This window comes from Pedobacter gandavensis, assembly GCF_032678745.1.
Lineage (GTDB): Bacteria > Bacteroidota > Bacteroidia > Sphingobacteriales > Sphingobacteriaceae > Pedobacter > Pedobacter gandavensis_C.
Genome location: NZ_JAVTST010000002.1, coordinates 302,144 through 328,593 on the forward strand (window position 1 = coordinate 302,144; position 26,450 = coordinate 328,593).

Consider the following 26,450-nt stretch of genomic DNA (forward strand, 5'->3'; position numbering starts at 1 on the left):
TTACTTGAGCCCCCTTTAGCTTTGTCCTGATGGAGGAAGGTTATCATTAAAAGAGTTCGCATGTGCATAATCCACAAGAGAGACTTTGTAATCTGTAGGGTTAAAACTGCTGGAAGTACTTAAAGCCATTCCCAATTCAAAACGCAATGGATAAGGTGTTTTCAATAAACTCCCTTCCGGGATATAAGGAAATGTTTCCATGTACGACTGCATCACATTCGGCGCAATTCTTCTGTTGATATAAGCTCTGGTGAGTTGATATGGATGGTGCAATCCCGCAGCTCCAAGCAGCTCTACCGCACTGCCAACAGTATACTTGTGGAAATTATGCACCCGTACCTTTTTATCTTCTACCACCAATCCCTTCATCAAACTCGGATCCTGAGTGGCTACCCCGGTTGGACACGTGTTGCTGTTACATTCAAGCGCCTGAATACAACCTAAGGCAAACATCATTCCCCTTGCTGAGTTACATAAATCTGCACCCAATGCGATATTCTTTATCAGATCAAAGCCGGAAGCTACTTTCCCGGAAGCAATGATCTTAATATGTTGTTTTAAATTAAATCCGCTGAGTACATCATACACAAAAGCAACCCCTTCTCTTAAAGGCATTCCCACTGCATTTGAAAACTCCTGTGGTGCTGCTCCGGTACCACCTTCTCCCCCATCTACTGTGATAAAATCAACATAGATTCCGGTTTCAGACATGGCTTTACAAATGGCAAAGAACTCGCTCCTTCTGCCAATACACAGTTTAAAACCTATTGGTTTCCCTCCGGATAGATCCCTTAATTTCTGTACAAAATCAACCAGTTCCAAAGGGGTTTTAAAAGCCGAATGGGCAGGTGGTGAGATCACATCAAAACCCTCTTTTACCAATCGGATTCTGGCGATTTCCGGGGTTACCTTCTTTGCCGGCAATATGCCCCCATGACCCGGTTTAGCTCCCTGAGAAAGCTTGATCTCAATCATCTTAACCTGATCTGATTGTGCTTTTTCTCCGAAAGCTTCAAAATTAAAGGTTCCATCATGGTGTCGGCAGCCAAAATAACCGGTCCCAATCTGCCAGATCAAATCTCCACCTGGGTTTGCATGGTAGTCACTGATACCGCCTTCTCCGGTATTATGGGCAAAGTTTCCCAATTTTGCGCCACCATTTAAAGCCAGAATTGCGTTTTGACTCAAAGAACCAAAACTCATTGCTGATATGTTATAGATACTGGCAGAATAAGGCTGCTTGCATTCCGGACCACCTACCAGCACCCTTGGGTCTTCATTTAACTCCATATGACTGATTGCCGCAATACTATGGCTCAACCATTCATATCCATTTTCATAGACATCGAGCTGCGTTCCAAAAGGAATGGTATCATTTTCACGCTTTGCCCGCTGGTAAATGAGCGAGCGGTTTAACCTGCTGAAAGGTTTTCCATTCGTATCGCTTTCTACAAAATACTGGTATACCTTCGGTCGGAGGTCCTCGGCCAGATACCTTAACCTACCCAACACGGGGTAATTTCTGACGATACTGTGCTTGGGCTGATATAAATCATAAATTCCGAGCAGAATGATTGGGCCGATAAATATAAATGCCCAATAGAAGGGTGGCCAGGCGAAGCTGATCATCAGCGTAGCACTCACCAAAAATGCAGCAATTGCGATAAAAGCTTTTCTCATAAAGGATAATTTAATGAAAACATACCAATACAACAATAATAATCCGGAATCGGTATAAAGATTTTGTAAATTTACATATGCTTATAAAAATCTATCCTGAAAACCCAAATCCTAAGGCAATTGAAGAAGTTGTTGAAGTCTTGAAAAAAGGAGGCATCATCATCTATCCTACCGATACCATTTATGGATTGGGTTGCGACATTACCAATCAAAAAGCAGTAGAGAAAATTTGTCGATTACGTGGCATCAAACCTGAAAAGGCCAATTTCTCTTTCATATGCTCTGATCTGAGACACATCTCAGATTTTATAAAACCAATTGACACAACTACATTCAGGGTCTTGAAGAAAGCCCTTCCAGGTCCTTTTACTTTCATTTTTAATGCGAGTAATAATGTACCAAAGCTGTTGAGTTCTAAAAAGAAAACAGTCGGCATCAGGGTACCAGACAACGACATTGCCAGAGAAATTGTAAAACTATTAGGAAATCCAATCTTATCAACCTCCATTAGAGACGATGATGAGGTGATTGAATATTCTACAGATCCTGAATTAATTCATGAAAAATACGAAGATAGTGTAGACCTGGTGATTGATGGTGGATACGGTGATAATGAACCTTCTACAGTAGTAGATTGTACTTCCGGTACATTTGAAATCATTCGTGAAGGAAAAGGCGACCTGGAAAGTTTCCTTTAAGCTGTTGCCTAACTCCCCCTTGAATGTTATCTTTAGCACATGGCGAAACTATTAAATTTACAAGCATTCAGGGATTTTTTCCGTTCCGGACAAATTGGGGGGATCATCCTTTTGGTTTGTGTGGCTATCTCTTTATTTATCGCAAACTCTTCTTTTAGTACAGGATTTGCAAATCTGCTGACGACCGAATTAGGATTCAACTTTGGCAGTAGCAGTATATCTTATACGGTCTCTGCATGGATTAATGATGCTTTAATGGCTGTATTTTTCCTGCTGGTAGGTTTGGAAATCAAAAGAGAACTATTGGAGGGAGAATTGTCTTCGCTGAAGAAAGCTTCTTTACCAGTTATCGCGGCATTAGGTGGAATGCTGGTTCCTGCGGGAATATATTATGTATTTAATGCCGGGACTCCTACTGCAAGTGGCTGGGGTATCCCAATGGCCACAGATATTGCTTTTGCATTGGCCATCATTTCTATGTTGGGTAAAAGTGTTCCTACCTCTTTAAAGGTGTTTCTAGCAGCGCTGGCCATTGTAGATGACCTTGGTGCCATCCTAGTGATTGCGGTGTTTTACACGAATGAGGTTCATTTTGACTACCTTTTAATGGCAGCAGGTGTTCTTGCGGTCTTAACCCTATTCAATTACCTGAACCTAAAAGCATTATTTTTTTACCTGATTCCAGGGGTTTTCCTTTGGTATTTCATCCACCATTCGGGTATTCACGCGACTATTGCAGGGGTATTACTGGCTTTCACCATTCCGACTAACAAGACGAATATAGAATCTCCGCTGGAAAAGCTGGAACACCTGTTAAACGGCCCGGTTAACTATTTTATCATGCCCATCTTTGCTTTGGCAAACACGAACATTACTTTTCAGAAGGAAATGCTTGGGGGACTGGTTTCACCATTAGGCATGGGAATTATCCTGGGGCTATTTGCCGGAAAAACAATAGGGGTAACTTTATTTTCATGGCTGGCGGTAAAGCTCAAATTAGGAACCTTACCTTCCAGATCCGGTTGGAAGCACATCATCGGATTGGGTATGCTTGCCGGAATTGGTTTTACCATGTCCATCTTTATTTCCCTATTGTCTTTCAGCGACGAGATGCATGTTACGGAGGCTAAATTTGCCATCCTTTGCGCCTCTATAGTTGCTGGATTAGCAGGTTTTATATACCTGAAATCAATCAACAAAAAGAAAGCCGTTACGGCTTAAAATTTTTCATAAATTCTTTCACACTACCGGATACATCATCGGCTTTGAGGTTCTTTACAAAAGCACTACCGATGATGGCTCCGTTAGCATACTGACAAGCTTTATCAAAGGTTTCTTTGCTGCTGATTCCGAAACCGATCATGGTTGGGTTCTTTAACTTCAAGGCTGCGATTCTCGAGAAATAGGCTTCCGTACCTTCAGACACCTTTAAATTTTGTCCGGTTGTAGCCGAAGAAGAAAGCAGGTAGATGAATCCATTACTTAAACTATCGATCTTTTGAATTCTTTCAGGAGCAGTTTGAGGGGTAACCAGGAAGATATTTGTTAAGCCATGTGCTGCAAAATCACCTGCATAAAACTCTTCATATTCTGCCATTGGAAGATCGGGAACGATACAACCATCCACACCTACTTCTGCACATGATTTACAGAAATTAGCTACGCCATATTGTAATAGAGGATTCACATAACCCATCAACAATACTGGAATACTTACCGTTTTACGCAGGTCCTTCAATTGCTCAAACAACATTGTAAGTGTCATACCTGCATCTAATGCCGCTTTACTGCTGGCCTGAATCACCGGTCCATCTGCAACAGGATCAGAATAAGGGAAACCAATTTCCAATAGGTCTGCACCAGATCTCTCCAGCTCTTCTGCAATGGCAACTGTATCCCCTAATTTCGGATAACCCGCAGTATAATAGATGGATAATATATTTTTTTTCTCTTGAAATAACTTATTAATTCTATTCATTGCTCTTCTTATAAACCAAAATACTTCATATAGGTATCCATGTCTTTGTCGCCCCTACCAGACAAACAAATCACAACATTTTCCTTACCTGTAAACTCCATTTTCTCTAAATACGCTAAAGCGTGGGCACTTTCAATTGCCGGAATAATGCCTTCCAACTTAGTCAACAACAAACCTGCCTGTAAAGCCTCATCATCAGTTACTGAAACGTACTGACCTCTTTTGGTTTTAAACAAATGTGCGTGTTGAGGGCCAACGCCAGGGTAATCCAGACCTGCAGATACAGAATAAGGTTCGATCACCTGTCCATCTTCCGTTTGCATCAGGATGCTTCTGCTACCATGCAATACGCCTTCTTTACCTAAAGCAGTGGTTGCAGCAGAATGTCCGCTATCTACACCTTTTCCAGCAGCTTCAATCGCGATCAGTTTCACGTTTTCATCATTGATGAAATGATAGAACATGCCCATGGCATTACTTCCACCACCTACACAAGCCAATACGTAATCCGCCTGATCGCTACCAGTTTGTTCTATTAATTGTTTCTTTGTTTCTTCAGAAATGATCGATTGGAAAGTCGCCACCATATCAGGATATGGATGCGGGCCAACTACAGAACCGATAATGTAATGGGTATCTACCGGATTATTGATCCAGTCGCGCATGGCCTCATTAGTCGCATCTTTCAATGTTTTACTACCAGAAGTTGCGGACACTACTGTTGCACCCAGCATTTTCATTCTGGCTACGTTAGGTGCCTGACGTGCGATGTCGATTTCGCCCATATAAACTACGCATTCCAGACCACGCAAAGCACATACAGTAGCCGTAGCCACACCATGTTGTCCTGCGCCGGTTTCTGCAATGATGCGCTTTTTACCTAAACGCTCTGCCACCAAAATCTGACCGATGGTATTGTTGATTTTATGTGCTCCGGTATGGTTCAGATCTTCTCTTTTCAAAAAGATGTTTGCACCGTATTTTTCCGAGAGGCGTTTGGCCAGATATAAGGGCGAAGGTCTGCCTACATAGTCTTTTAACAGTTGATGAAACTCCTTTTGGAAGCCTTCGTCTGCAATAATTTCCAGGTATTTAGTTCTCAGTTCCTCTACATTTGGGTACAGCATTTCAGGGATATATGCTCCTCCAAAATCTCCAAAGTATCCCTTTTCGTTTACAAAATAGTTCATAATCTTGTTCTTATTTCTTTTATTAATCCTGATATGCTCGCTTTATGGCCTGTTACTCCTTTTAAAAGCATTTTTCCAGGATCATTTATACATTAATTCCGATCTCTTAATTTGCTTATAAATTCTTTCAGTTTACTGAGGTCCTTTAAGCCGGGTTCTATTTCAAATTTGCTATTCACATCAATCGCAAATAGTCTTTCATCCACAATTTCGTTTAACATTTCCGCGCTTTCTACGCCGATTCCGCCACTTAAAAAATAAGGGACATCCAATGTATATTTAGCCAGTAACTGCCAATCAAACTGGCGACCAGAGCCACCATGATCCGGGGTTTGGGTGTCAAACAAAAAGTAATCAACCAAGCCCACATAAGCGTTTAGCTGGTAAAAATCAAAAGTATCATTGACACCAAATGCTTTAATCAATTTCACTCCTGCTCCTGAATGCTCCTGTAACCTCAATTTCAATGTAGTACAATATTCAGGGCTTTCTGAACCATGTAATTGCAAGGCATTTAAAGGATATTTCTGAACCAGCTGGAGTACGGTATCAATGGTTTCATTCACGAATACACCTGTCTTCTTTATCTGTTCCGGTAAGCGCTCCAAAACTTCTGGTAAAACTTCCCCGGCATATCTTTTAGAACCTTTATAAAAGATAAAGCCCAGATAATCCGGTTGCAAAGCAGCCAGCTCCATGATATTTTCCGGATGGAGCATCCCACATACTTTTAACAGTGGATGACTCATTACCCTACCAGACTTTTAAAGCATTTCAATGCGCTTTTGTTAAACAGCGATTCTTCTGCTTCATAAAAGCAATCGGCAAAAGATTTGGTATCGTCGATCGTTTGTAAAGCCAGGGCAGCATTACACAAGACCACATTGTGTTGTGCATCTGTTCCCTGTCCGTTTAATACGTTCATAAAGATCTCCGCCGAAGAAGCAACCGTATCACCACCTTTAATCAACGACTCGTCCATCTCTTCAAAACCGATATCCGCTACTTTTACTAAAGCTTCTCCTTTTTTACTGAATATTTTATAGTCGCAGGTCAATGAAACTTCATCAAAGCCATTTACTGCATGTAGAATCGTATAATTCTTATCAGTATCCTGATATAAATAAGCATACAAACGCGCTAATTCCAGACTAAACACACCTACCAATTGGTTTTTCGGCTGCGCCGGATTACACATCGGCCCAAGCATATTGAAGAATGTTTTCACTCCCAGTTCTTTACGAATTGGAGCAACAGTTTTCATCGCCGGGTTAAACAATGGGGCATGAATAAAGCAAATTCCTGAAGTATCCAGATTTCTCTTTAAGGTATCAGGATCGCTCGTAAACTGATAACCCAGGTATTCGATTACGTTAGAAGAACCGCAGCCTGAAGACACGCCATAATTACCATGTTTTGCTACTTTATTTCCTGTTCCGGCAACCACAAAAGAAGCAAGAGTGGAGATGTTAAAAGTATCTTTTCCATCACCACCAGTACCGCAAAGATCGATCAGTTCAAAATCCGAAAAGTCAAGCTTTACACATAAGTCCAACATGGCATCTCTGAATCCCTGTAGTTCTTCTACTGTAATGTTACGCATCCCGTAAGCAGTGATAAAGGCTGCAATCTGTGAAGTATTAAACTCACCTAAAGCAATAGCCGTCAATATCTTCTGTGCCTCAGCTCTGCTGAAGGTCTTATTTTCAAATAAGTGGTTTAGTATTTTCTTCATGGGGTATAAAACAAAAAAGGTTGCTTAAAAAGCAACCCTCAAAATATTTTTATGTAAATAAAACGTTCAAATAGGGGGTTACACTACGCTATTGCGTTGTGCCACCACCAAAGATTAAGTCCGTTTGTTTGTATCATCTGAAGCAAAGATGGAATAGTTTTTAATAATTGCAAAATTTTTCTTGAAAAATTAAAGAAATAGGACACTATTTAAGCCGGAATACCAATCAAATGATGATTTTCATTTTGTAAGTCAACCGATTAGCACAAAAGCAAGACTAATACTGGGCGACAAAATCAAGTATCTTTTGATACAATTGATTGCTTCCCAATACCATCTGACTGATCATCCCCACGTGTTTCTTACCCTTGATCACTTGTATTGAATTGGGAATCTGTTGCTCGGTTAATTGCTTTTTAAGGCGTTCCGATTGCAATTGTATGGCTGGATAAGTTTTTCCACCGTAAAAAATCAGGTGCGGATTTTTTATCTGCTGCACATAGGTTAGAGGTGATGCTTTAGTCCACACTTCTGGATTTTCCGTAAAGGTTCGAAGGAAATTATAATAATTGGCATCATGCTCGGCTGCGCTCATATACTCATTCATATCCAAGCCAAAAGCATCATTTAAAATCAGGCCCTTAATTTCAGCTTTAAATCCAGCTGCATTCAGGTATTGCGAATCTGAATTGATCAACTCCGCAAGGTGGCCACCGGCCGAATGTCCCATCAGGAATATCCGGTTAGGATCTCCCCCGTAATTACCAATATGTTCCGATACCCAGGTAACCGCAGTAGCACAATCGGCAGCCATTTGCGCATATTGCTGATCAGGAGCCAGACCGTAATTGATCATTACTGCCACCAATCCCTTTCTCGCCAGGTTTCTGCCCAACCACCAATACGTTTCCTTTTTACCACCGCTCCATGATCCACCATGAATAAAGACAATCACTCCTTTTTTAGCAAGGGTATCTTCCGGATAAAAGATATTTAACTGGTTACTGATCTTGCCCGGCTCTTTACCGTAATCGATATCCTTCGCTACCTTAACCTGGGCAGCAGAAGTAAATACTTGTCCGATGAAAGCGACTATCATGAATAATAACCTGGTTTTCATATCTTTTTATTTGATCAATCGTTCCTTACTTAATCAAAGCGTTCTTCTCTTTTGTAAAATGGTTGAATACCAATTTATCTGCCAATGCAGGCAACAGCTTATTGATCCAAACGGTCAACTTCCCTTGTCCTGTCATAATCAGCGTGCGTTTTCTTGCAGCAATACCATCCACAATACGATTAGCCACTTCATCGGCAGTCATCATTTTACCTTCTTCCATACTGGTTTCTCCATGTGCCAGACCATCTTTTGCCAATGCCGTAACACGGATGTTTGAAGCCGTAAAACCAGGACAAGCCACCATAATGTGTACTCCTGTTTTTAACAATTCTGTTCTTAAAGCTTCCATAAATCCATTCATCGCAAATTTTGAAGCTGAATAACCAGTACGTCCTGGTAATCCGCGGTAACCTGCAATAGAAGATACGCTAATTACACTGCCTTTGGTTTTCAAAATCTCCGGTAATGCATATTTTGTACAATATACCGTTCCCCAGAAGTTCACATCCATCAGGTTTTTCAATACGGTAAGGTCAAGGTCATTGAATAAAGCGCGCATGGATAGTCCGGCGTTATTCACCAGGATATCAATTTTACCAAAGCTGAGTATGGCTTGCTTAGTCAGTTCTTCACAATCCTGTTCTTTGCTCACATCTGCTTGTACAGCAACCGCACGAATGCCATATTTACTTTCTAAATCTGCTGTAACTTCGCAAAGGGTCACATATTGTCTGGCAGCCAGTACCAGATTTGCACCACGCTTGGCAAATTCTTCGGCACAAGCCTTCCCTATACCGGAAGATGCACCGGTAATGATGACTACTTTATTCTTAAAATCCATGCTGATTATTTGATTAATGAGTTTTCATAAGGTACTCTTGTAATGATAGAGCGACCCAGAGTGATTTCGTCTGCATATTCCAATTCGCCACCAAAAGCGATACCACGAGCAATAGCTGTAATCGGAATTTGAAAATCTTTAAGACGTTTATAAAGGTAGAAAAGTGTCGTATCTCCTTCCATCGTTGCACTCAAGGCCAAAATCACTTCCTTAACCGGGCTGGTGGCCACGCGTTGCACTAATGAATCGATAAAAAGATCTGCTGGCCCGATCCCATCCATTGGAGAGATTAATCCGCCTAACACATGATAAACGCCAAAATATTGTGAAGTATTTTCTACCGCCATCACATCTCTGGTATCTTCCACTACGCAAATGATTTCCTTATCACGCTTATTAGCGGTGCAGATTTCACAGTGTAAATGGTCCGAGATATTATGACAAACGGCACAATGCTTGATTTCTTGTCTAAGCTTGATAATGGAGTTTCCAAAGTTCGAAACTTCTTCCTGCTCCTTGTTTAAAAGGTGTAATACCAAGCGTAATGCGGTCTTTTGTCCGACTCCCGGTAACTTTGAAAATTCGTTGACAGCGTCTTCAAGAAGCTTAGAGGAAAAGTTCATTTTACAAATTTATATTTATCTTCCGTTATTTGATTTTTAAAATTTGATTTTCTTACATTTAGCTGCTAAAAACATACTATGAGCCCAGCTATACTTTTGTCTTTTTTGATTGGTTACTTCCTGCTATTGATCATCATTGCCTTTGCTACTTCCAAAAAATCATCAGACAATGCTACCTTTTTTATAGCGAATAGAAATTCAAAATGGTATCTGGTTGCTTTTGGGATGATTGGTACCGCTTTATCTGGTGTGACCTTCATTTCTGTTCCAGGAGAAGTAGGTGCCCCTTCCGGTAATCAGTTTCAGTATTTTCAGTTTGTATTGGGAAATGCAGTCGGATTTATCATTATAGCTACGGTATTGCTCCCCCTGTATTATCGAATGAAGCTCACCTCGATCTATAGTTATATCGAACAGAGGTTAGGCTTTTACAGTTATAAAACCGCAGCATCGATCTTTCTGATCAGCAGAACCATCGGTTCCGCTTTCCGATTATACCTGGTAGTTATTGTATTACAGCGCTTTATTTTCGACAGTTATGGCGTTCCATTTTGGGTAACCGTATTGATTTCTTTGGCATTAATCTGGTCATACACTTTCAAAGGCGGACTAAAAACCATCATCATTACAGATACTTTGCAAACGTTCTTCCTGGTGTTATCAGTTTTTCTGACGCTATATTTTATCTGTAGCAGTCTGAACATGAATATCCCTCAGGCTTTCGAAGCCATTAAAACAAGTGGTTATTCGAAGATTTTCTTTTACGAGGACTTCATGACAAACGGCTTCCATTTCAGTAAGCAGTTTATAGGAGGCGTATTTGTGACGATTGCCATGACTGGTTTGGATCAAGATTTGATGCAAAAAAACCTGAGTATGAAAACCATTGGCGAAGCACAAAAAAACATGTTTACTTTCACAGGGATTTTTGTGGTCCTGAACATCTTTTTCCTAAGTGTTGGTGCTTTGTTATACATCTACGCCACTAAAAATGGCATAGAGATCCCTTTAGATCATGTTACCGGAAAACCAAGAACAGATTTTCTTTTCCCGGAGATTGCACTTAATCATTTGAGCGTTGTGCCTGCTATTGTATTCATGTTGGGCTTAACCGCCGCAACTTTTGCCACAACAGACTCTGCATTAACCGCTTTAACGACTTCCTTCTGTGTAGATTTCCTGCATATGGATAAAGGCAACAATGCGAATGCAGCTGGGGCCGTAAAGAAAAGACACTTGGTACACGTGGCATTTTCCCTATTAATGTTCCTGGTGATCATTGTTTTCAATACTTTAAATGATGAATCTGTCGTTAAAGGAATCTTCAAGGTGGCCTCTTATACCTACGGGCCATTACTTGGTTTATATAGTTTCGGTCTTTTCATGAAGAAAAGAGGACTTCATGATAAATTAGTACCTTTAGTATGTATCCTATCACCAGCGATATGCTACCTGCTTAACGCCAATTCTGCCACCTTACTTGGCGGATATACGTTTAGTGTAGAGCTGATCCTCGTGAATGGGTTGATCACCTTTATTGGACTGTTACTGATCAGTAAAAAAACAGAATTACAAACCAGATTTTAAGACTTAAATAGCTATAGAATGACAAGTGAAGAGAAAATTAGAAGTGCATTTGAAAACAAAAACTGGCAGGAAATAAAAGTTACGGACTCCTGGCAGATCTTCAAAATTATGGCCGAATTTGTAGACGGCTTTGAGAAATTAGCGAAAATTGGTCCTTGTGTATCCATCTTTGGATCGGCAAGAACTGCGGAAACGAATAAATACTATGAGATTGCTGTAGAATGTGGCAGGTTGCTTACAGAACGCGGATATGGAGTAATCACCGGTGGTGGTCCTGGAATTATGGAAGCGGGAAATAAAGGCGCACACATGAACGGAGGAAAGTCTGTAGGATTAAACATTGACCTTCCTTTTGAACAGTTTCACAATAAATATATTGACCACAACAAACTACTGGAATTTGATTACTTCTTCATCAGGAAAGTAATGTTCATGAAGTACTCACAAGGTTTTGTGGTTTTACCTGGTGGAATGGGAACAATGGATGAGCTTTTCGAGGCGATTACATTGATTCAGACGGGTAAAATTGCCAGATTCCCAATTGTATTGGTAGGAAAAGAGTACTGGGGTGGTTTGGTAGATTGGATTACTTCTACGATGTTGCATCAGGAACACAATATTCATGCGGAAGATTTGAACCTGTTTAGGTTAGTAGATACGGCAGAAGAAGCCGCTGAACATATTTTCAGATTCTACGACAAGTATGTATTGAAACCGAATTTCTAGGCTTTAAAGCTTGGTTATATAATTGACCTGTGGTTTGGTGTAAGAACTCAGGTAAAATGAAAAAGATAGTTGCTCCCCTTCTCAAATCTTTCGCTAAAGGGCAAAAGATTTGAATGTCGGGCTAACAACTATCTTTTTTCATTTTCAGCACCAGTTACATTTATGGTGATTACTTTATTTCAGCTTTAGACATGACTTACTCCACCAGAAACTACTAGTTTCATAGCCTCGGCAGCGGTCATATTTAAAGGTTTGATCTTTTCATTTTTCACTACATAAACCTGTCCGGCGAAAGAGTAAGAAAAGGGAAAATATACGATAGACTCTCCAGGTAATCCAATGTTTGTCAGATCGCTTTGCGTTAAAAACCCGATTCGTTTTAAATCACCTTCTACTTCTACCAGTACCGGATTATTGAATTTCTTCTCATCTCCTACAAAAGCTTCTGTAAGGTCTTTGATGGAAGAGTAAATGAATTTAAGAATGGGAAGTCTGTCCAGGATTCTGGCAAACCAGTTGTACATGGGTTCTGTTACAAAATTGGTCACGAAAACACCTGCAACCAATGTGATGGCCACAACCAAGGCTAAACCAAGTCCTGGGATATTTCTGCTTGCTCCAGTTTGTGGATCAACCCCTAGAATATTGTTCACATTTAACCAGCTGTCTACTGTAGTTACAGCAACGATCACAATAAAAATACTTAGCGCAATAGGCAATACAATTAAGAGTCCTTTGATGATGTATCTTAATAAGGCCCTACCAATTCTGTTCATGCTGCAAAACTACTCATAAAAATAAATCCGTTTCACCCTTTGTGAAATATTCGTTAAAATCTCATAGGGAATGGTTCCAATTTGTTCAGCGAGCATGGCAATGGTAAGTTTTCCATTGAATAAGATCACTTCATCCCCTGTTTTAACCTCTAATCCGGTTACATCCAACATGCACATATCCATACAAATTACTCCAACGGTTGGTACCAATTGGCCATTCACTAACATCTTGCCTACCCCATTCCCAAACCTTCTGGTATAACCGTCTGCATAACCGATTTTAACGGTAGCAATGGTCCCTCCATTAGGTAGAAGACCTTGTCGACCGTAACCAACAGTTTCATTTGCTTTAATCTCTTTGACTTGTGTAATGGTCGTTTTAAGTACGGCAACAGTTTGTAATCCTTTATTATGATTCAATCCGCCATCATGTCCGTATAGACCAATCCCCAGACGTACCATATCCAGCTGTGCTTCCGGATGACGGGAAATTCCGGAAGTATTTGAAATGTGCCAGATAAAAGAATATCCGAGTCCATCGGCTATTTTTTGTGCAAATGATTTAAATCGCTGAATTTGATGCTGGGTAAATTCATCATGATGAACCTCATCACTGCCCACCAAATGAGAAAAAGCAGAAACTACTTTGACCTTTTTACTACTTTGAATGGTAGATAATAACTCCTCCAACTCGGATTCTTCGAAACCTAACCTATGCATCCCGGTATCTATTTTAAGGTGAACCGGATAATCATATACCTCCGCTGGAAGAAACTTAAGGAAGCTATTCAGAATATCCAGGTTATAGATTTCAGGTTCCAGTTTGTATTTCAGGATCGCATCAAAGGCAGAAGGCTCCGGGCTCATCACCATAATTGGTAAGGTAATCCCTCCTTTTCTCAAAGCTACACCTTCATCTGTATAGGCTACCGCCAGGTAATCTACTTTATGGTATTGTAAGACATTAGCGATTTCAAAACTCCCACTTCCATAAGAGAATGCTTTTACCATTGCCATAATTTTCACGCCTGGTTTCAGCTTATTGCGATAGAATTGCAGGTTTCCGGCGAGCGCATTGAGGTCAATTTCCAAGACAGTATCATGAACTTTTTGAGCGATCATCTTACTAATCCGTTCAAATTCAAATTTCCTGGCTCCTTTTACCAAAATCGTTTCATTGTAAAAATGTATGGCCGGAAATTGATCTATAAAGTCTTGTGTACTTTCGTAAAATGAGGCTTCTAAATCAAACAAAGAGGCCATAGAGGAGATATTGGGCCCAATACCAATTAATCGTTGCAGGTTTTTCTGCTTCAATAGGTCTGCAATTTCTGCATAAAGCAGGCTTTCTTTTTTGCCTGTTTCCTGTAAATCGGAAAGGATCAGTGTTTTTTTCGGGTGTTGATTTTGCAGGTTTAAAAAATCTAGAGCAATGGCCAGAGAAGGGATATCAGCAACATAAGAGTCGTCAATTACAGAACATTGGTTGATGCCATTCTTCAACTCCAATCTCATCCCTACTTTATTTAATTTCTCAAGGCGCGCATCTGCTACTTCCGCTGAATATCCTAAGGAAAGCAACGTAGCCCAACAAATAATGCCATTTTCTACAGAAGCCCTGTCGCTGAAAGGAATCAGGCATTCTATTTCCGTACCTTTATATATAGCCCTGATATAGGTTTTGTCTTCTATAGGTTCTATAAAAGAGATCTGCAGGTCTGCTTTTTGGATTAAGCTCCAGGAAAATTTTGTTTGTCCTGGTAGATCTTTAGTTGCTATTCCACTGGTATATTCAGGAGAATAAATGAAAACTTCTGTATCCTTAAAGAGCTTTAATTTTTCCAGCAGCTTTGCTTTTGGAGAGGAAAAACCTTCTGCATGTGCTTCTCCTATATTGGTTAGAATCCCTATTGTGGGTTGAACAATGCGTTGCAGCGCTTCCATTTCATTTTCTTTAGAGATCCCAGCTTCGAAAACCCCAAGCGTATGTTCCTCCTGGATATTCCATACTGACAATGGCACACCGATCTGAGAGTTGAAACTTTTAGGACTACGTACGATGTTATAATCGGCAGCAAGAAGCTGATAAAGCCATTCTTTGACCACCGTTTTCCCATTACTACCAGTAATCGCCAATACTTTTAAATCGTATTGATTCCGATGATCAATAGCCAGGGTTTGCAAAGCCTGACTTACATTTTCAACCAATAGCATATTTGCATCAGGAAAAATTCCAAAGTACTGTTCATCACTGATGACAAAACTTCTGATTCCATTTGCATAAGCCTCTTTCAAATACTCATGACCATCACGCTTCGCCTTCAAAGCAAAAAACATAGAACTTTCAGGATCAATCACCGTTCTACTATCAATCACCAATCTGGTAACGATCAATTCCGGTTGAGGAATAAAAGCTTTTGCATGAAGAATCTCCGCAAAATGGTCGATGGTATAGGTAATGTTGCTCATGGCTTCAAAATTAAAAGATTTGTATGGATAACACTCCTAAACCTCCATTTTTTTGATTAATCAGCCCTCCAGTTCTGTTATACGAATGACCGCTTCCTATGCTAAATGCTATTTGTATTAAAAACGTCAATATTGCGTTATGAACAAAGGATTTGAAATTCTGTAAGTATCGATTGTGTAATATTGTAATATTGGAAAATTCAGAGAAAAAACCCGTAAAATACGATCAGAAAACAGCTTTATTTAAAGCTGAGCATTACTGCGCTTATCAGGAACGCGCACAACAGGAGGTCAGGAATAAACTTTATGAGTGGGGATTGAGGCCTGATGAGGTGGAAGAAAACATTTCTGAGTTGATCGGCACCAACTATTTAAATGAAGAAAGATTCGCTCAGGCTTATGTTTCCGGGAAGTTTAATATCAAGAAATGGGGTAAAATCAAGATTAAGCAGGCACTTAAATTAAAGAAGGTTCCGGAAAAAATGATTTTGAAAGCTTTAAATACGATAGATTACGATGATTATTTAAAAGCGATTTTAGTTTCTGCAGAGAAAAAGTCGAATTTAATCAAAGAAACTGATCCTTATAAAAGAAGGAATAAGCTGATCACCTACCTTATGACAAAGGGTTTTGAAAATAATTTAGTGATTGAAGTATTGAAAGACAACGACTTATACTAAACATCGAAATTATTTATAAAAAAAACTTGACAGATAAATAAAAGTCCCTATATTTGCATTCCCAAACGAAACAAAGGGTATTACGAAATACACTTTAAGAACTTGGCAACATCGGATGATGTTAAAATAAAACAATGCGAAAGTAGCTCAGTTGGTAGAGCACGACCTTGCCAAGGTCGGGGTCGCGAGTTCGAATCTCGTCTTTCGCTCTAAATAACTTCATTTTATGAAGGGATTTAATTTAAAAGGTTTAACACCTGCTCAGATGGTGGAACTGGTAGACACGCAGGACTTAAAATCCTGTGACCTTAAAAGTCGTGCGGGTTCGATTCCCGCTCTGAGTACATTGCCTCTTTACAGCCCGTAAAGAGGCTTTTTTATGCCCTATAAATCTCAAATACAAGTTAAGCAGCCTCTCGACCCCTCCCCTTAAGTTTTAAATCCAACACTCAGCACAGCAAGCTACCTGGAAATAACTAAATTAGCATAACGCGTACTGCTGACATAAAAGGATATTGCCCCCTCTAAAAAACCGCTCGACATCAGAATACCAATAACTAAAGCAATCGCACATCATTTCGATAATCATCTTTTATATAAAACACCTACAGACCAACCCTTCCATTGGCATTAATAGGTCTATCTCTTTAGCTGATCACATTTAGTACGGCAGAAAACAGGAGGATTGAAATTTTTCTCCTTGAAATTCAGCCCATTCAACTAAATTCTAAAAAGAGATTGCAGAAAACTGAAAACTATCCCTATCTTCGTGGCACGTTAACAGCGAAAGTAGCTCAGTTGGTAGAGCACGACCTTGCCAAGGTCGGGGTCGCGAGTTCGAATCTCGTCTTTCGCTCAAAAGCCTTCCAATCGGAAGGCTTTTCTATTTTACAGCAAAATTCATCACAGGGCAGCAGCTAAATAACTTACGGAATCTATTCCCTACTCATCTATCGTTTCCTCCTAAAACAAAATTCGAATACAAAATTTAAACAGCAATCTAGTTTAAAATAGATCCGATACTTCAACGATCGAATACAGTCTATAAAATATCCTAGCAGGGTTTCATCTTTCTAGTCCTTTATTGCTCAAATTACAGTAGAAAATGATGAAATTATATCTGATTTTCTAGAACAGACCGTGTTTTTCAGAAATAAACGACCTGATTAAGGCTCATCAAAAGCTCATTTAAAGATTAAAAACAGCCATTTCTAACCAAAAATGATGGCTAAGAAAAAATAAATGATTTTTTTCTACTTGAAATCCAGCACATTCGGTGAAATCTTCAGAACGGAGTATAAAAAAGTCAAAACAATACCTATCTTCGTATCGTCATCAACGCGAAAGTAGCTCAGTTGGTAGAGCACGACCTTGCCAAGGTCGGGGTCGCGAGTTCGAATCTCGTCTTTCGCTCTAATATCTTCCAGATAGAAGATATTTATATTAAAAGGTTTAACACCTGCTCAGATGGTGGAACTGGTAGACACGCAGGACTTAAAATCCTGTGACCTTAAAAGTCGTGCGGGTTCGATTCCCGCTCTGAGTACATCGCCTCTTTACAGCCCGTAAAGAGGCTTTTTTTTGCACTTTAGTCAAGCAAAGTCTGGTATTCCAGCTTCCGATCACCATCTTCATATCTAGCCATTTCGCTTAAGAAAAAACTAGAGAGATCTTTTATATTATAAAGTCGTTCTAACAATTCGGATAGTGTTGTGTATTTCAGTGAACTATCTTTCAATAAAGACTTCAGTTTTTCTGGTCCTTCTTTCTTCAGGATATAGTTAACCAATACTGCATTGAAAACGAAAGAGGGAACTGTCTCCTCGTCAAAAAAGTAGAAATCCTCGATATTCTTAAAAACCTCTGGTTTATCTCTTAAATAAGGTAAGAGTTTCTTGATGTGGTAGGTCGTAGGTTTTCCCAGGCTTCCACCGCAGAGGTTTACCAGGCCATCCTTTAGCACGCCAGCACCATCTGGACAAAGGAATAGAATAGATCTCAAAAGCTCATGTTTTTGATAACCGGAGTTATCTCCATACATCAGGTAATTTCGATCATCTGTGTACCCACAATTATTCTCAGTAATTGATGACATCGTTCCTGGATAGTAATCAAATCCCCTTAATCTATAAAGATCAACACAATTGTTTGCCGAATAAAAATCAATCTTCTTATCCAGCTTCTTGCCTATAAAAGTCTGTAAATTGTCCAACAAGCGATTGGCTAATTTCACATTCTGAGCTGGCAGGTGAGTATTCCTGGGGAAATGATAAGTAATATTTTTGGACGCTAATTGTTGGTATTGATCAGCCTTTAGTTGCCAAAACAAAACGTTTCCGATGCGGAATGTATCTCCTTTCTTGTAAAAGATATAGTTACAAATAAAATAAACGGTCTTTTTTCCATCCGTCCCTATACTTTCATTCATCAACTTTATTCTGAAGACGTCTTCTCTTTCCTTGGCTATTCCTAAAATCATACAATCTTTTGATGTGGTATAGCTATAAATGTCCTTCAGTAAATCGAAGCCTTTTAGTGTACGAACCTCCTCATCAACCCAGAACTTTCGAGCAAGAGAATCTGTTCGTGCCACCTTAAAATAATCCTCAAGTACCCTAATTATTTTCTTGTTCAATGTGTTATGTACCGTATCCACACTAACATTTATCTGGAACTGCGCTCTGGCTTCAGTCACCAGAGAAAAAAGGATAATAAAAAGAATGGATTTGACTACGATCTTCATCTTGGCAATCTGTTTAAAATAAAGGTAAAATAAGAATATAAAAATATTCTAATTATAATAATTCTTAGCTTTATCACCTATGAGAACCCATTTATTTTGTATAGCAATGCTCTTTATGAGTACTGCCTCAATTGCACAAAAAAACACTTCCGCTACCGAAGCGGTGATCACTTATGGTTCCCGCAGCAACGGCAAAGAAGTTGGCGGAGAGAAAAAGCTTTTTATTAAAGGAGCCCAGGCAAGGATTGCCGGTCAGGATCGCCAGGCAAAACAAGAACAATTCCTTCAATTTGCGGAGGCTGTTACCTATCAGGTACTGAATAGCAATGGAAACACCTATACCCTAAAAAAACCATTTTCTGAATATGCAAATGCAGAACTTATTGCGGGTGTAGATACAATAATGGGAATCCCATGTAAAAAAGCTAAGGTATTTATCCGCTCTAATACCATTGAAATCTGGTACACCAACGACCTGAAAATTAAAGGAACACCAGACCTTAGCATTACTCCTGGCATAGGTTTGATTTTAAAAACCATTCGCAATGGCAACACAGAAACCTATGCGAAAAAGATTGATTACCGTAAGGTAAAAGCTGAAGAGTTAGCCTGGCCAAAACAATGGGGTAACATTCTTGATGAAGCCGCTTATCAACGTCAGATCATTGAAAGTCGCTATCAAACCATCAACATATTCAATAAAGAAAAGATCAGTTTTGGAAATAAAATTGAAAACCCGGCAGCCGATCAGGCCAATGTAACATATCATTTTTCTGGTGGTACAGTGATCTTGAAAAAAGTAAAACTTCCAACAGCAAGACCTGGACAATCTGTATTTGCAGAATTGATTCAAAACTCTAATGGGGATGCTTACGACAGAACTGGATCTGTATTCATGATCCCTGTAGACAAATCAGTCTCTTTCCTTAATGCATTACAAAACGGATTACAGGCCTTACCAGTTTACAATGCCCACAATGGCAAAAAATACCAGGGAGTAATAGCTACAGATAATTACCTACCTCCTTTAGAATTGATGCGTTTTTTCACTTCATTTGGGGTGAAGCACTTCAATGAACAGGCAAAAATAAAAGGATACAACTGGGCAGATTCTACAATTTACAAACAAGACATTACCGTACTTTCACCGAGGTTGCAAGGCGAAGTATGGATTGGTGTATTTATAGGTAACTATGATAAAGGTGGACATAATGTAAGTTTGAATTTAAACTACTACCCTGGATATGAGGGTGAAAAAGAGATAGAAAAGAAATCTTTCATTATGCCAGTGTTTAATAGCACCAACTTAATGGAAATGGCGGGACAAGAGTACGGAACTATGTTCGACAAAGATTCCCTGACTGTAACCATTGATGTCCCTCAAGGCGTAAAAAACCTAAGGTTAAGGTACCTGACTACCGGTCATGGTGGCTGGGGTAAAGGAGATGAATTCGTTCCAAAAATGAACGAGATTTTTGTAGATGGAAAAAGAGTTTATCACTTTATTCCATGGAGAGAAGATTGTGCAACCTACCGTTTTAGCAATCCTTCTTCCGGTAATTTCGGAAATGGGCTATCTTCCTCAGATTTAAGTCGCTCAAACTGGTGCCCAGGAACACTTACGCTCCCGGTAGAAATTCCTTTAGAGAACCTTACACCAGGTAAACATAAGCTCCAGGTTGCCATACCTCTTGGAAAACCTGAAGGGACCAGCTTCAGCTCCTGGAATGTATCTGGTGTGTTAATTGGTGATCAGGAATAATATTCATTCAAAGAAGCAGCTTTTTAAGGTAAAATAAACCTTTTTGCAATGCCCTCATAATTCAGACAATTATGAGGGCATTGCTATTATATCGCAATTCGCCTCAAACTTCCAAACCAAGAGTCAAACCTCTTAAAATCTTACATTTAGCTGTTTATACTTTTTTGTACAAACAATAGTTTAGCCCTATCTTTATAAGGTACAGTTATTGTGATCAATACATTAAAGACCGATATCATGAATGAAGATTTGGATATGTTGGAGCAATCCGCGCTAAATGACTACAAGTACGGCTTTGTTACAAACATAGATACAGATACAATCCCGAAGGGATTAAATGAGGGGATTATCGAACTCATTTCTAAAAAAAAGAACGAACCTGAATGGATGCTTGCCTGGCGACTCAAAGCCTATGCCTATTGGTTAAAGTTAGTAGAGCCTACCTGGGCTAATATCAAACACCCTCCTATTAATTATCAGGACATAATTTATTATGCTGCGCCTAAACAAAAAGAACAGCTCAACAGCCTCGATGAAGTTGACCCTGAACTCCTGCGTACTTTTGAAAAACTGGGCATCTCCCTAAATGAGCAAAAGAGACTAACAGGAGTAGCCGTTGATGTGGTGATGGATAGTGTATCCATTGCGACCTCTTTTAAAGAACAATTGTCTGAAATTGGGGTCATTTTTTGTTCTATCACTGAAGCCATCCAAAAGCATCCCGAATTGGTAAAGAAATACATGGGTTCGGTAGTACCGATGACCGACAATTACTTTGCGGCATTAAATGCAGCTGTTTTTACTGATGGATCTTTCTGTTATATCCCTAAAGGTGTCCGCTGTCCGATGGAATTGTCTACTTATTTTAGAATCAATGCCGAAAACTCCGGTCAGTTTGAAAGAACATTGATCATTGCTGAAGAAGGAAGTTACGTCAGCTATCTGGAAGGATGTACCGCACCAATGAGAGATGAAAACCAGTTACACGCAGCAGTAGTGGAGCTTATTGCGATGGAAAAGGCCGAGATCAAATACTCTACCGTTCAAAACTGGTACCCTGGCGATAAGGAAGGAAATGGCGGGATCTACAACTTCGTCACCAAGCGTGGCATTTGTCAGGGGGACTATTCAAAGATCTCCTGGACACAGGTAGAAACCGGTTCAGCCATCACCTGGAAATACCCTAGTGTAATTCTCAAAGGGGACCATTCTATCGGGGAATTTTATTCTGTGGCTTTCACCAACCATCACCAGCAAGCCGATACGGGGACGAAAATGATACATCTTGGAAAAAATACGAGAAGTAGGATTGTTGCAAAAGGCATTTCTGCCGGACAAAGTCAGAACAGTTACCGTGGTCTGGTTCGTGCAGCTAAAGGAGCCCTTAATGCCCGGAACTATTCGCAATGCGACTCCCTCCTTTTGGGTGATAAATGTGGCGCACATACTTTTCCATATATAGAAGTAAAAAACAAAACTGCCATTGTGGAACATGAGGCCACTACGTCTAAAATCGGGGAAGACCAGCTTTTCTATTGTAGACAAAGGGGGATTGATGCTGAGGCTGCAGTAGCGCTGATCGTAAATGGCTTTGCCAAAGAAGTGATGAATCAACTACCTATGGAGTTCGCAATAGAAGCACAAAAACTACTTGCCATCAGTATGGAAGGCAGTGTAGGCTAATTTTTAATCCTCAAAATTTTCAAATATGATGTTATCTATAAAAAACATACACGCAAATATTGACGGCAAAGAGATCCTGAGAGGGATAAACCTGGACATCAAGGCGGGAGAAGTGCATGCCATCATGGGACCCAATGGCTCTGGAAAAAGTACGCTGGCCTCAGTACTTGCAGGAAGAGAAGAATATGAAGTTACTGAAGGTACGGTTACCTTTCTAAATAAAAACCTATTGGATTTATCGATTGAAGACCGTGCAAGGGAAGGTTTATTTCTGGCATTTCAATATCCAGTTGAAATCCCGGGAGTCAGCACCACCAATTTTATTAAAGCAGCGGTCAATGAGAAACGCAAATACCATGGTCAGGAACCACTGGATGCACTCGCTTTTTTGAAGATCATGAAGGAAAAAATGGCCTTAGTAGAAATTGACCAATCCTTACTCAGCCGTTCAATCAATGAGGGATTTTCTGGCGGCGAAAAGAAACGTAATGAAATTTTTCAGATGGCCATGTTAGAGCCGAAACTTGCCATCCTTGATGAAACAGATTCCGGACTTGACATTGACGCACTTCGTATTGTGGCCAATGGGATCAACAAATTGAGAAATGAGAATCGTGCCATCTTATTGATTACTCACTACCAACGGTTATTGGATTATATCCAGCCAGATCATGTGCATGTACTCTATAATGGCCGTATCGTTAAATCCGGTAATAAAGACCTTGCCCTCGAGTTGGAAGAAAAAGGATATGATTTCATTACCGATGAAACTGATTTAGCCGCAAAAGAATAGACGCGCTTTTTACACACAATCGATTCCTCCTCAAAAAAGAAAAGATAATGACTAACATCGCTTATTTTAAAGATCAATTTGAAGCATTAGTAGCTACGGATTCCCCTGGCCCAATCAATGAGCTTAGCAAAACGGCTTTTGACACTTTTAATGAATCAGGATTACCAAATTATAAGCTGGAAGAATGGAAATACACCAATATCAGCAGCTTATTTGACAAGAATTATCAGTTTTCAAAAGAGAATTTAAATGACGGGTTTAGCCCTTCCAGTCTACAGGCACTGAACCTACCCGGACAGAACGAATCCAATGAACTTTACTTTATAAATGGAAGGTTTATGCCTCATTTATCAAAGATCATCTCTTCTGAAAATGAATTGATCATTTTGCCTTTAGCAGTCGCAGCAAAAGGGCCGTATCAAAAGATCGTAGACGCGCATTTGGGTAGCAGTAGTAAATACCTTAAAGATGGCCTTCATGCGCTAAATACAGCATTCATAAAGGATGGCATTTTCATTTACATTCCAAAAGGGCAACAGTTGGAGATTCCATTGTATCTTCATCATGTTACGGATGCAAATACAGAAAACATCATTTCTCAGCCCCGCAGCCTGGTATATTTAGCAGAAAACACGAATGTACAACTTATAGAAACCTATACTACAGTAGGCAGTATGGAGAGCTTTAATAATGAGGTGATAGAAATTGTATTGCAGGAAAATGCATTCCTAGCCTATTATAAAATTCAAAATGATGGTTCAAATGCGGCGCAGGTAAGCAGTACCCAGATCCACCAAATTGGCAAAAGCTATGTACAAACCTTAACCATTTCCCTTAATGGTGCTGTGGTTCGCAATAACCTGAACCTGATCTTAGATGCCCCTGGAAATGAAACACATTTATATGGCCTTTCTCTTTTGAAAGGAAACAGTCATATAGACCACCATACATTGATCGACAATAAGCAACCAAACTGCTTCAGCAACCAACTCTACAAGGGAATTGCGGACGATACTGCAACGGGAGTTTTCAGTGGAAGAATCATCGTGCAACCCAATGCACAAAAGACAAATGCCTACCAGTCCAGCAAGAACATTATTTTATCTGAACGTGCCAGCATTAATGCAAAACCACAGCTGGAGATCTTTGCTGATGATGTAAAATGTTCTCATGGCTGTACCGTAGGACAATTGGATGAAGAAGCCATGTTCTATTTAAGAGCAAGGGGAATTCCTTTTAAAACTGCAGAATCTTTATTATTACAGGCTTTTGCATCGGATATTCTGGATCAGATTAAACTACCTTCCTTACGTAATCATGTTGAACAGTTAATTATAGCTCAGCTAACCAATTCCTAAAATGAAAGCACCGGAGCCCTTTGAAGTACTCGACATCAGAAAACAATTCCCTATTCTGAGCAGAAAGGTGAATGAAAAGAATCTGATCTATTTTGACAATGCCGCAACTTCTCAAAAACCGCAATGCGTGATTGATGCTTTAAGCGACTATTACAGTCGCTATAACGCCAACATCCACCGCGGAATACATACACTGGCAGAAGAAGCTACATTGGCTTATGAAGCCAGTCGCCATGCCGTTCAGGAGTTCATCTCGGCAGCAATGGTAGAAGAGATCATTTTTACCCGGGGAACTACGGAAGGAATCAACCTGGTAGCCTATTCCTGGGGCCGACAAAATATCAAAGCTGGTGATGAAATTCTGATTTCTGAAATGGAACACCATTCCAATATTGTCCCCTGGCAAATCCTTTGTCAGGAGAAGAATGCCATTTTAAAGGTGATTCCGGTATTGGATGATGGTACGCTTTCCATGGATGACTATCAGCGCCTGCTCAATAAAAAAACCAAACTTGTAGCTATCGTGCAGGTATCTAATGCGCTGGGAACCGTAAATCCTGTTAAGGAAATGATTTCGATGGCGCATCAGTTTGGAGCAAAAGTATTGGTAGATGCTGCGCAATCGGCTGTTCACCTCGACATAGATGTACAGGATTTAGATTGCGATTTTTTTGCGTTTTCAGGGCATAAATTATATGCGCCCACAGGAGTTGGCGTCCTTTATGGTAAAAAGGAACTCCTGGAAGCCATGCCTGTTTTTCAGGGCGGAGGAGAAATGATTAGGGAAGTTAGCTTTGAGCTGACCACCTATAACGATCTTCCTTATAAATATGAAGCAGGGACCCCAAATATCGCAGATACGATTGCCTTAAAATCAGCTTTAGACTTCATTAAAAGCATAGGAAAAGAACAAATCAGAAAACATGAAAATGAGTTACTCGATTATGCAACCAGACAGTTGGAAGATATCCCTGGTTTAAAGATCATTGGAAAAGCAACAGAAAAGGTAAGTCTCGTTTCCTTTATCCTCAAAAATATCCATCCTCATGACGTCGGGGTCTTACTCGATCATCTTGGTATTGCCCTGAGAACAGGCCATCATTGCACCCAACCACTCATGAAACGATTTGGAATTCCTGGTACGATTAGGGCCTCTTTTGCGCTATACAATACCAAAGAAGAAATTGACATCCTTGTTGAAGGGATTTATAAGTCCATTAAAATGTTATCCTGATGAATCAAAAGAGTATTGCCGAGATAGAAAAAGAAATAGTTTCAGATTTCTCCATGTTTCAAAACTGGGAAGACAAATATGAATACCTCATTGACTTAGGAAAACAATTGCCTCCATTAGCGGATGCTTTTAAAACTACAGATCATAAAATAAAAGGTTGTCAATCCAGTGTATGGTTAATTGCTACTTATGAGGATGGAAAAGTGTTTTTTAAGGCTGATAGTGATGCCATGATTGTAAAAGGCCTGGTTAGTATGCTGATTAAAGTCTTGTCCGGACAGCCGCCTAAAGCCATTCTGGAGACAAAATTAGAATTTATTAAAGAAATAGGCATGTTTAGCCACCTGGCACAAACCAGATCAAACGGACTATTGGCAATGATCAAGCAAATGAAAAATTATGCATTGGCTTATCAAACTATTGAAGAACTTGAAAAGAAATAGACCATGGACAAAGACGAATTGAAACAAAAAATCATAGACTGTTTACAGACGATTTATGATCCGGAAATACCAGTCAGTATTTATGAACTTGGCTTAATCTATGAAACAGAGATCATGCCTCCGTTCAACAACGTTCAAATTGTGATGACCCTTACGGCACCGGGTTGCCCTGCTGCACAAAGCATCCCGCTGGAAGTAGAAGAAAAGGTAAAAAAAATTGAAGGTGTGAATGAAGTAGCTGTTATCGTAACCTGGAATCCACCATGGAACAGAGATATGATGTCAGAAACCGCTAGATTTGAATTGGGAATGATGTAAATCTGCATCCAAA

At 39.8% G+C, this 26,450-nt stretch carries 23 protein-coding genes and 5 tRNA genes; 17 read left to right on the forward strand and 11 right to left on the reverse strand.

Annotated features, from left to right (window positions below):
• Positions 1-15: 15 nt before the first annotated feature.
• Positions 16-1,680: an FMN-binding glutamate synthase family protein gene (locus R2S10_RS08955; protein ID WP_316840111.1), complete on the reverse strand. Its 1,665-nt coding sequence runs from the start codon at positions 1,678-1,680 to the stop codon at positions 16-18.
• Between the two features lie 77 nt (positions 1,681-1,757).
• Between R2S10_RS08955 and R2S10_RS08960 the strand changes: the two genes are divergently transcribed.
• Positions 1,758-2,378 (forward strand): L-threonylcarbamoyladenylate synthase, encoded by a 621-nt coding sequence (locus R2S10_RS08960; protein ID WP_316840112.1) that lies wholly within the window; start codon positions 1,758-1,760, stop codon positions 2,376-2,378.
• A gap of 39 nt (positions 2,379-2,417) precedes the next feature.
• On the forward strand, positions 2,418-3,599 hold the full coding sequence (gene nhaA / locus R2S10_RS08965; protein ID WP_316840113.1) for a Na+/H+ antiporter NhaA: 1,182 nt from the start codon (positions 2,418-2,420) through the stop codon (positions 3,597-3,599).
• Here the strand turns inward: nhaA and trpA are convergent.
• The 7 genes from trpA to recR all read right to left on the reverse strand — a co-directional run bounded on the left by trpA (position 3,589) and on the right by recR (position 9,865).
• Positions 3,589-4,356: a tryptophan synthase subunit alpha gene (gene trpA / locus R2S10_RS08970; protein ID WP_316840114.1), complete on the reverse strand. Its 768-nt coding sequence runs from the start codon at positions 4,354-4,356 to the stop codon at positions 3,589-3,591. The genes nhaA and trpA overlap by 11 nt on opposite strands.
• A gap of 8 nt (positions 4,357-4,364) precedes the next feature.
• Positions 4,365-5,546 carry a tryptophan synthase subunit beta gene (gene trpB / locus R2S10_RS08975; RefSeq protein WP_316840115.1) on the reverse strand — a complete coding sequence of 394 codons (1,182 nt, stop codon included), beginning with the start codon at positions 5,544-5,546 and terminating at the stop codon, positions 4,365-4,367.
• 92 nt (positions 5,547-5,638) lie between these two features.
• On the reverse strand, positions 5,639-6,295 hold the full coding sequence (locus R2S10_RS08980; protein WP_316840116.1) for a phosphoribosylanthranilate isomerase: 657 nt from the start codon (positions 6,293-6,295) through the stop codon (positions 5,639-5,641).
• The gene (trpD, locus tag R2S10_RS08985) at positions 6,295-7,281 is read right to left on the reverse strand and encodes an anthranilate phosphoribosyltransferase (RefSeq protein ID WP_316840117.1); all 987 of its coding nucleotides are present in this window, start codon (positions 7,279-7,281) and stop codon (positions 6,295-6,297) included. The genes R2S10_RS08980 and trpD overlap by 1 nt, the downstream gene beginning before the upstream one ends.
• 277 nt (positions 7,282-7,558) lie before the next feature.
• The gene (locus R2S10_RS08990; RefSeq protein WP_316840118.1) at positions 7,559-8,401 is read right to left on the reverse strand and encodes an alpha/beta hydrolase; all 843 of its coding nucleotides are present in this window, start codon (positions 8,399-8,401) and stop codon (positions 7,559-7,561) included.
• Positions 8,402-8,426: 25 nt separating this feature from the next.
• A complete protein-coding gene (locus R2S10_RS08995) occupies positions 8,427-9,242 on the reverse strand; it encodes an SDR family oxidoreductase (protein WP_316840119.1) in 816 nt (271 codons plus the stop codon).
• 5 nt (positions 9,243-9,247) lie between these two features.
• Positions 9,248-9,865: a recombination mediator RecR gene (gene recR, locus R2S10_RS09000; RefSeq protein WP_316840120.1), complete on the reverse strand. Its 618-nt coding sequence runs from the start codon at positions 9,863-9,865 to the stop codon at positions 9,248-9,250.
• A 78-nt stretch (positions 9,866-9,943) separates the two neighbouring features.
• On the opposite strand from recR, the gene R2S10_RS09005 reads away from it, so the two are divergent.
• Together R2S10_RS09005 and R2S10_RS09010 are read left to right on the forward strand one after the other, a co-directional pair.
• Positions 9,944-11,452 carry a sodium:solute symporter gene (locus tag R2S10_RS09005; protein WP_316840121.1) on the forward strand — a complete coding sequence of 503 codons (1,509 nt, stop codon included), beginning with the start codon at positions 9,944-9,946 and terminating at the stop codon, positions 11,450-11,452.
• Between the two features lie 18 nt (positions 11,453-11,470).
• Complete coding sequence (locus R2S10_RS09010) at positions 11,471-12,178, forward strand: TIGR00730 family Rossman fold protein (protein ID WP_316840122.1); 708 nt, start codon at positions 11,471-11,473, stop codon at positions 12,176-12,178.
• A 185-nt stretch (positions 12,179-12,363) separates the two neighbouring features.
• Here R2S10_RS09010 and R2S10_RS09015 read toward each other — a convergent pair whose 3' ends face one another.
• Together R2S10_RS09015 and R2S10_RS09020 are read right to left on the reverse strand one after the other, a co-directional pair.
• Positions 12,364-12,954 carry a DUF502 domain-containing protein gene (locus R2S10_RS09015; RefSeq protein ID WP_316840123.1) on the reverse strand — a complete coding sequence of 197 codons (591 nt, stop codon included), beginning with the start codon at positions 12,952-12,954 and terminating at the stop codon, positions 12,364-12,366.
• 9 nt (positions 12,955-12,963) lie between these two features.
• Positions 12,964-15,423 (reverse strand): bifunctional UDP-N-acetylmuramoyl-tripeptide:D-alanyl-D-alanine ligase/alanine racemase, encoded by a 2,460-nt coding sequence (locus R2S10_RS09020; protein WP_316840124.1) that lies wholly within the window; start codon positions 15,421-15,423, stop codon positions 12,964-12,966.
• A 191-nt stretch (positions 15,424-15,614) separates the two neighbouring features.
• Here R2S10_RS09020 and R2S10_RS09025 point away from each other — a divergent pair, with 191 nt between their 5' ends.
• The 6 genes from R2S10_RS09025 to R2S10_RS09050 all read left to right on the forward strand — a co-directional run bounded on the left by R2S10_RS09025 (position 15,615) and on the right by R2S10_RS09050 (position 17,649).
• The gene (locus R2S10_RS09025) at positions 15,615-16,103 is read left to right on the forward strand and encodes a regulatory protein RecX (protein ID WP_316840125.1); all 489 of its coding nucleotides are present in this window, start codon (positions 15,615-15,617) and stop codon (positions 16,101-16,103) included.
• A gap of 136 nt (positions 16,104-16,239) precedes the next feature.
• Positions 16,240-16,312: transfer RNA gene (locus R2S10_RS09030), tRNA-Gly, on the forward strand.
• A 50-nt stretch (positions 16,313-16,362) separates the two neighbouring features.
• Positions 16,363-16,447, forward strand: a tRNA-Leu gene (locus tag R2S10_RS09035).
• Positions 16,448-16,886: 439 nt separating this feature from the next.
• Positions 16,887-16,959: transfer RNA gene (locus R2S10_RS09040), tRNA-Gly, on the forward strand.
• Positions 16,960-17,443: 484 nt separating this feature from the next.
• Positions 17,444-17,516 (forward strand) — tRNA-Gly (locus R2S10_RS09045).
• Positions 17,517-17,564: 48 nt separating this feature from the next.
• A tRNA-Leu gene (locus R2S10_RS09050) sits at positions 17,565-17,649 on the forward strand.
• A 42-nt stretch (positions 17,650-17,691) separates the two neighbouring features.
• Here R2S10_RS09050 and R2S10_RS09055 read toward each other — a convergent pair.
• A complete protein-coding gene (locus R2S10_RS09055; protein WP_316840126.1) occupies positions 17,692-18,846 on the reverse strand; it encodes a hypothetical protein in 1,155 nt (384 codons plus the stop codon).
• Between the two features lie 115 nt (positions 18,847-18,961).
• On the opposite strand from R2S10_RS09055, the gene R2S10_RS09060 reads away from it, so the two are divergent.
• The 7 genes from R2S10_RS09060 (at position 18,962) to R2S10_RS09090 (ending at position 26,437) form a co-directional block, all read left to right on the forward strand.
• Complete coding sequence (locus R2S10_RS09060) at positions 18,962-20,608, forward strand: PNGase F N-terminal domain-containing protein (RefSeq protein ID WP_316840127.1); 1,647 nt, start codon at positions 18,962-18,964, stop codon at positions 20,606-20,608.
• Between the two features lie 237 nt (positions 20,609-20,845).
• Entirely contained in the window at positions 20,846-22,291 is a 1,446-nt protein-coding gene (gene sufB / locus R2S10_RS09065) for a Fe-S cluster assembly protein SufB (protein WP_316840128.1), read from the forward strand.
• Positions 22,292-22,319: 28 nt separating this feature from the next.
• Positions 22,320-23,084 carry a Fe-S cluster assembly ATPase SufC gene (gene sufC / locus R2S10_RS09070; RefSeq protein ID WP_316840572.1) on the forward strand — a complete coding sequence of 255 codons (765 nt, stop codon included), beginning with the start codon at positions 22,320-22,322 and terminating at the stop codon, positions 23,082-23,084.
• Between the two features lie 47 nt (positions 23,085-23,131).
• Positions 23,132-24,442, forward strand: a complete 1,311-nt coding sequence (sufD, locus tag R2S10_RS09075; protein ID WP_316840129.1) for a Fe-S cluster assembly protein SufD — start codon at positions 23,132-23,134, stop codon at positions 24,440-24,442.
• A gap of 1 nt (position 24,443) precedes the next feature.
• Positions 24,444-25,676 carry a cysteine desulfurase gene (locus tag R2S10_RS09080; RefSeq protein WP_316840130.1) on the forward strand — a complete coding sequence of 411 codons (1,233 nt, stop codon included), beginning with the start codon at positions 24,444-24,446 and terminating at the stop codon, positions 25,674-25,676.
• Complete coding sequence (locus tag R2S10_RS09085) at positions 25,676-26,119, forward strand: SufE family protein (RefSeq protein WP_316840131.1); 444 nt, start codon at positions 25,676-25,678, stop codon at positions 26,117-26,119. Before R2S10_RS09080 ends, R2S10_RS09085 begins: the two co-directional genes overlap by 1 nt.
• 3 nt (positions 26,120-26,122) lie before the next feature.
• Positions 26,123-26,437 (forward strand): iron-sulfur cluster assembly protein, encoded by a 315-nt coding sequence (locus R2S10_RS09090; protein WP_316840132.1) that lies wholly within the window; start codon positions 26,123-26,125, stop codon positions 26,435-26,437.
• Positions 26,438-26,450: the final 13 nt, after the last annotated feature.

Bases quoted from the DNA above. Each gene is read 5' to 3' on its own strand.
- R2S10_RS08955 (WP_316840111.1), bottom strand. From the start codon at position 1,680: ATGAGAAAAGCTTTTATCGCAATTGCTGCATTTTTGGTGAGTGCTACG.
- R2S10_RS08960 (WP_316840112.1), top strand. From the start codon at position 1,758: ATGCTTATAAAAATCTATCCTGAAAACCCAAATCCTAAGGCAATTGAA.
- nhaA (WP_316840113.1), top strand. From the start codon at position 2,418: ATGGCGAAACTATTAAATTTACAAGCATTCAGGGATTTTTTCCGTTCC.
- trpA (WP_316840114.1), bottom strand. From the start codon at position 4,356: ATGAATAGAATTAATAAGTTATTTCAAGAGAAAAAAAATATATTATCC.
- trpB (WP_316840115.1), bottom strand. From the start codon at position 5,546: ATGAACTATTTTGTAAACGAAAAGGGATACTTTGGAGATTTTGGAGGA.
- R2S10_RS08980 (WP_316840116.1), bottom strand. From the start codon at position 6,295: ATGAGTCATCCACTGTTAAAAGTATGTGGGATGCTCCATCCGGAAAAT.
- trpD (WP_316840117.1), bottom strand. From the start codon at position 7,281: ATGAAGAAAATACTAAACCACTTATTTGAAAATAAGACCTTCAGCAGA.
- R2S10_RS08990 (WP_316840118.1), bottom strand. From the start codon at position 8,401: ATGAAAACCAGGTTATTATTCATGATAGTCGCTTTCATCGGACAAGTA.
- R2S10_RS08995 (WP_316840119.1), bottom strand. From the start codon at position 9,242: ATGGATTTTAAGAATAAAGTAGTCATCATTACCGGTGCATCTTCCGGT.
- recR (WP_316840120.1), bottom strand. From the start codon at position 9,865: ATGAACTTTTCCTCTAAGCTTCTTGAAGACGCTGTCAACGAATTTTCA.
- R2S10_RS09005 (WP_316840121.1), top strand. From the start codon at position 9,944: ATGAGCCCAGCTATACTTTTGTCTTTTTTGATTGGTTACTTCCTGCTA.
- R2S10_RS09010 (WP_316840122.1), top strand. From the start codon at position 11,471: ATGACAAGTGAAGAGAAAATTAGAAGTGCATTTGAAAACAAAAACTGG.
- R2S10_RS09015 (WP_316840123.1), bottom strand. From the start codon at position 12,954: ATGAACAGAATTGGTAGGGCCTTATTAAGATACATCATCAAAGGACTC.
- R2S10_RS09020 (WP_316840124.1), bottom strand. From the start codon at position 15,423: ATGAGCAACATTACCTATACCATCGACCATTTTGCGGAGATTCTTCAT.
- R2S10_RS09055 (WP_316840126.1), bottom strand. From the start codon at position 18,846: ATGAAGATCGTAGTCAAATCCATTCTTTTTATTATCCTTTTTTCTCTG.
- R2S10_RS09060 (WP_316840127.1), top strand. From the start codon at position 18,962: ATGAGTACTGCCTCAATTGCACAAAAAAACACTTCCGCTACCGAAGCG.
- sufB (WP_316840128.1), top strand. From the start codon at position 20,846: ATGAATGAAGATTTGGATATGTTGGAGCAATCCGCGCTAAATGACTAC.
- sufC (WP_316840572.1), top strand. From the start codon at position 22,320: ATGTTATCTATAAAAAACATACACGCAAATATTGACGGCAAAGAGATC.
- sufD (WP_316840129.1), top strand. From the start codon at position 23,132: ATGACTAACATCGCTTATTTTAAAGATCAATTTGAAGCATTAGTAGCT.
- R2S10_RS09080 (WP_316840130.1), top strand. From the start codon at position 24,444: ATGAAAGCACCGGAGCCCTTTGAAGTACTCGACATCAGAAAACAATTC.
- R2S10_RS09085 (WP_316840131.1), top strand. From the start codon at position 25,676: ATGAATCAAAAGAGTATTGCCGAGATAGAAAAAGAAATAGTTTCAGAT.
- R2S10_RS09090 (WP_316840132.1), top strand. From the start codon at position 26,123: ATGGACAAAGACGAATTGAAACAAAAAATCATAGACTGTTTACAGACG.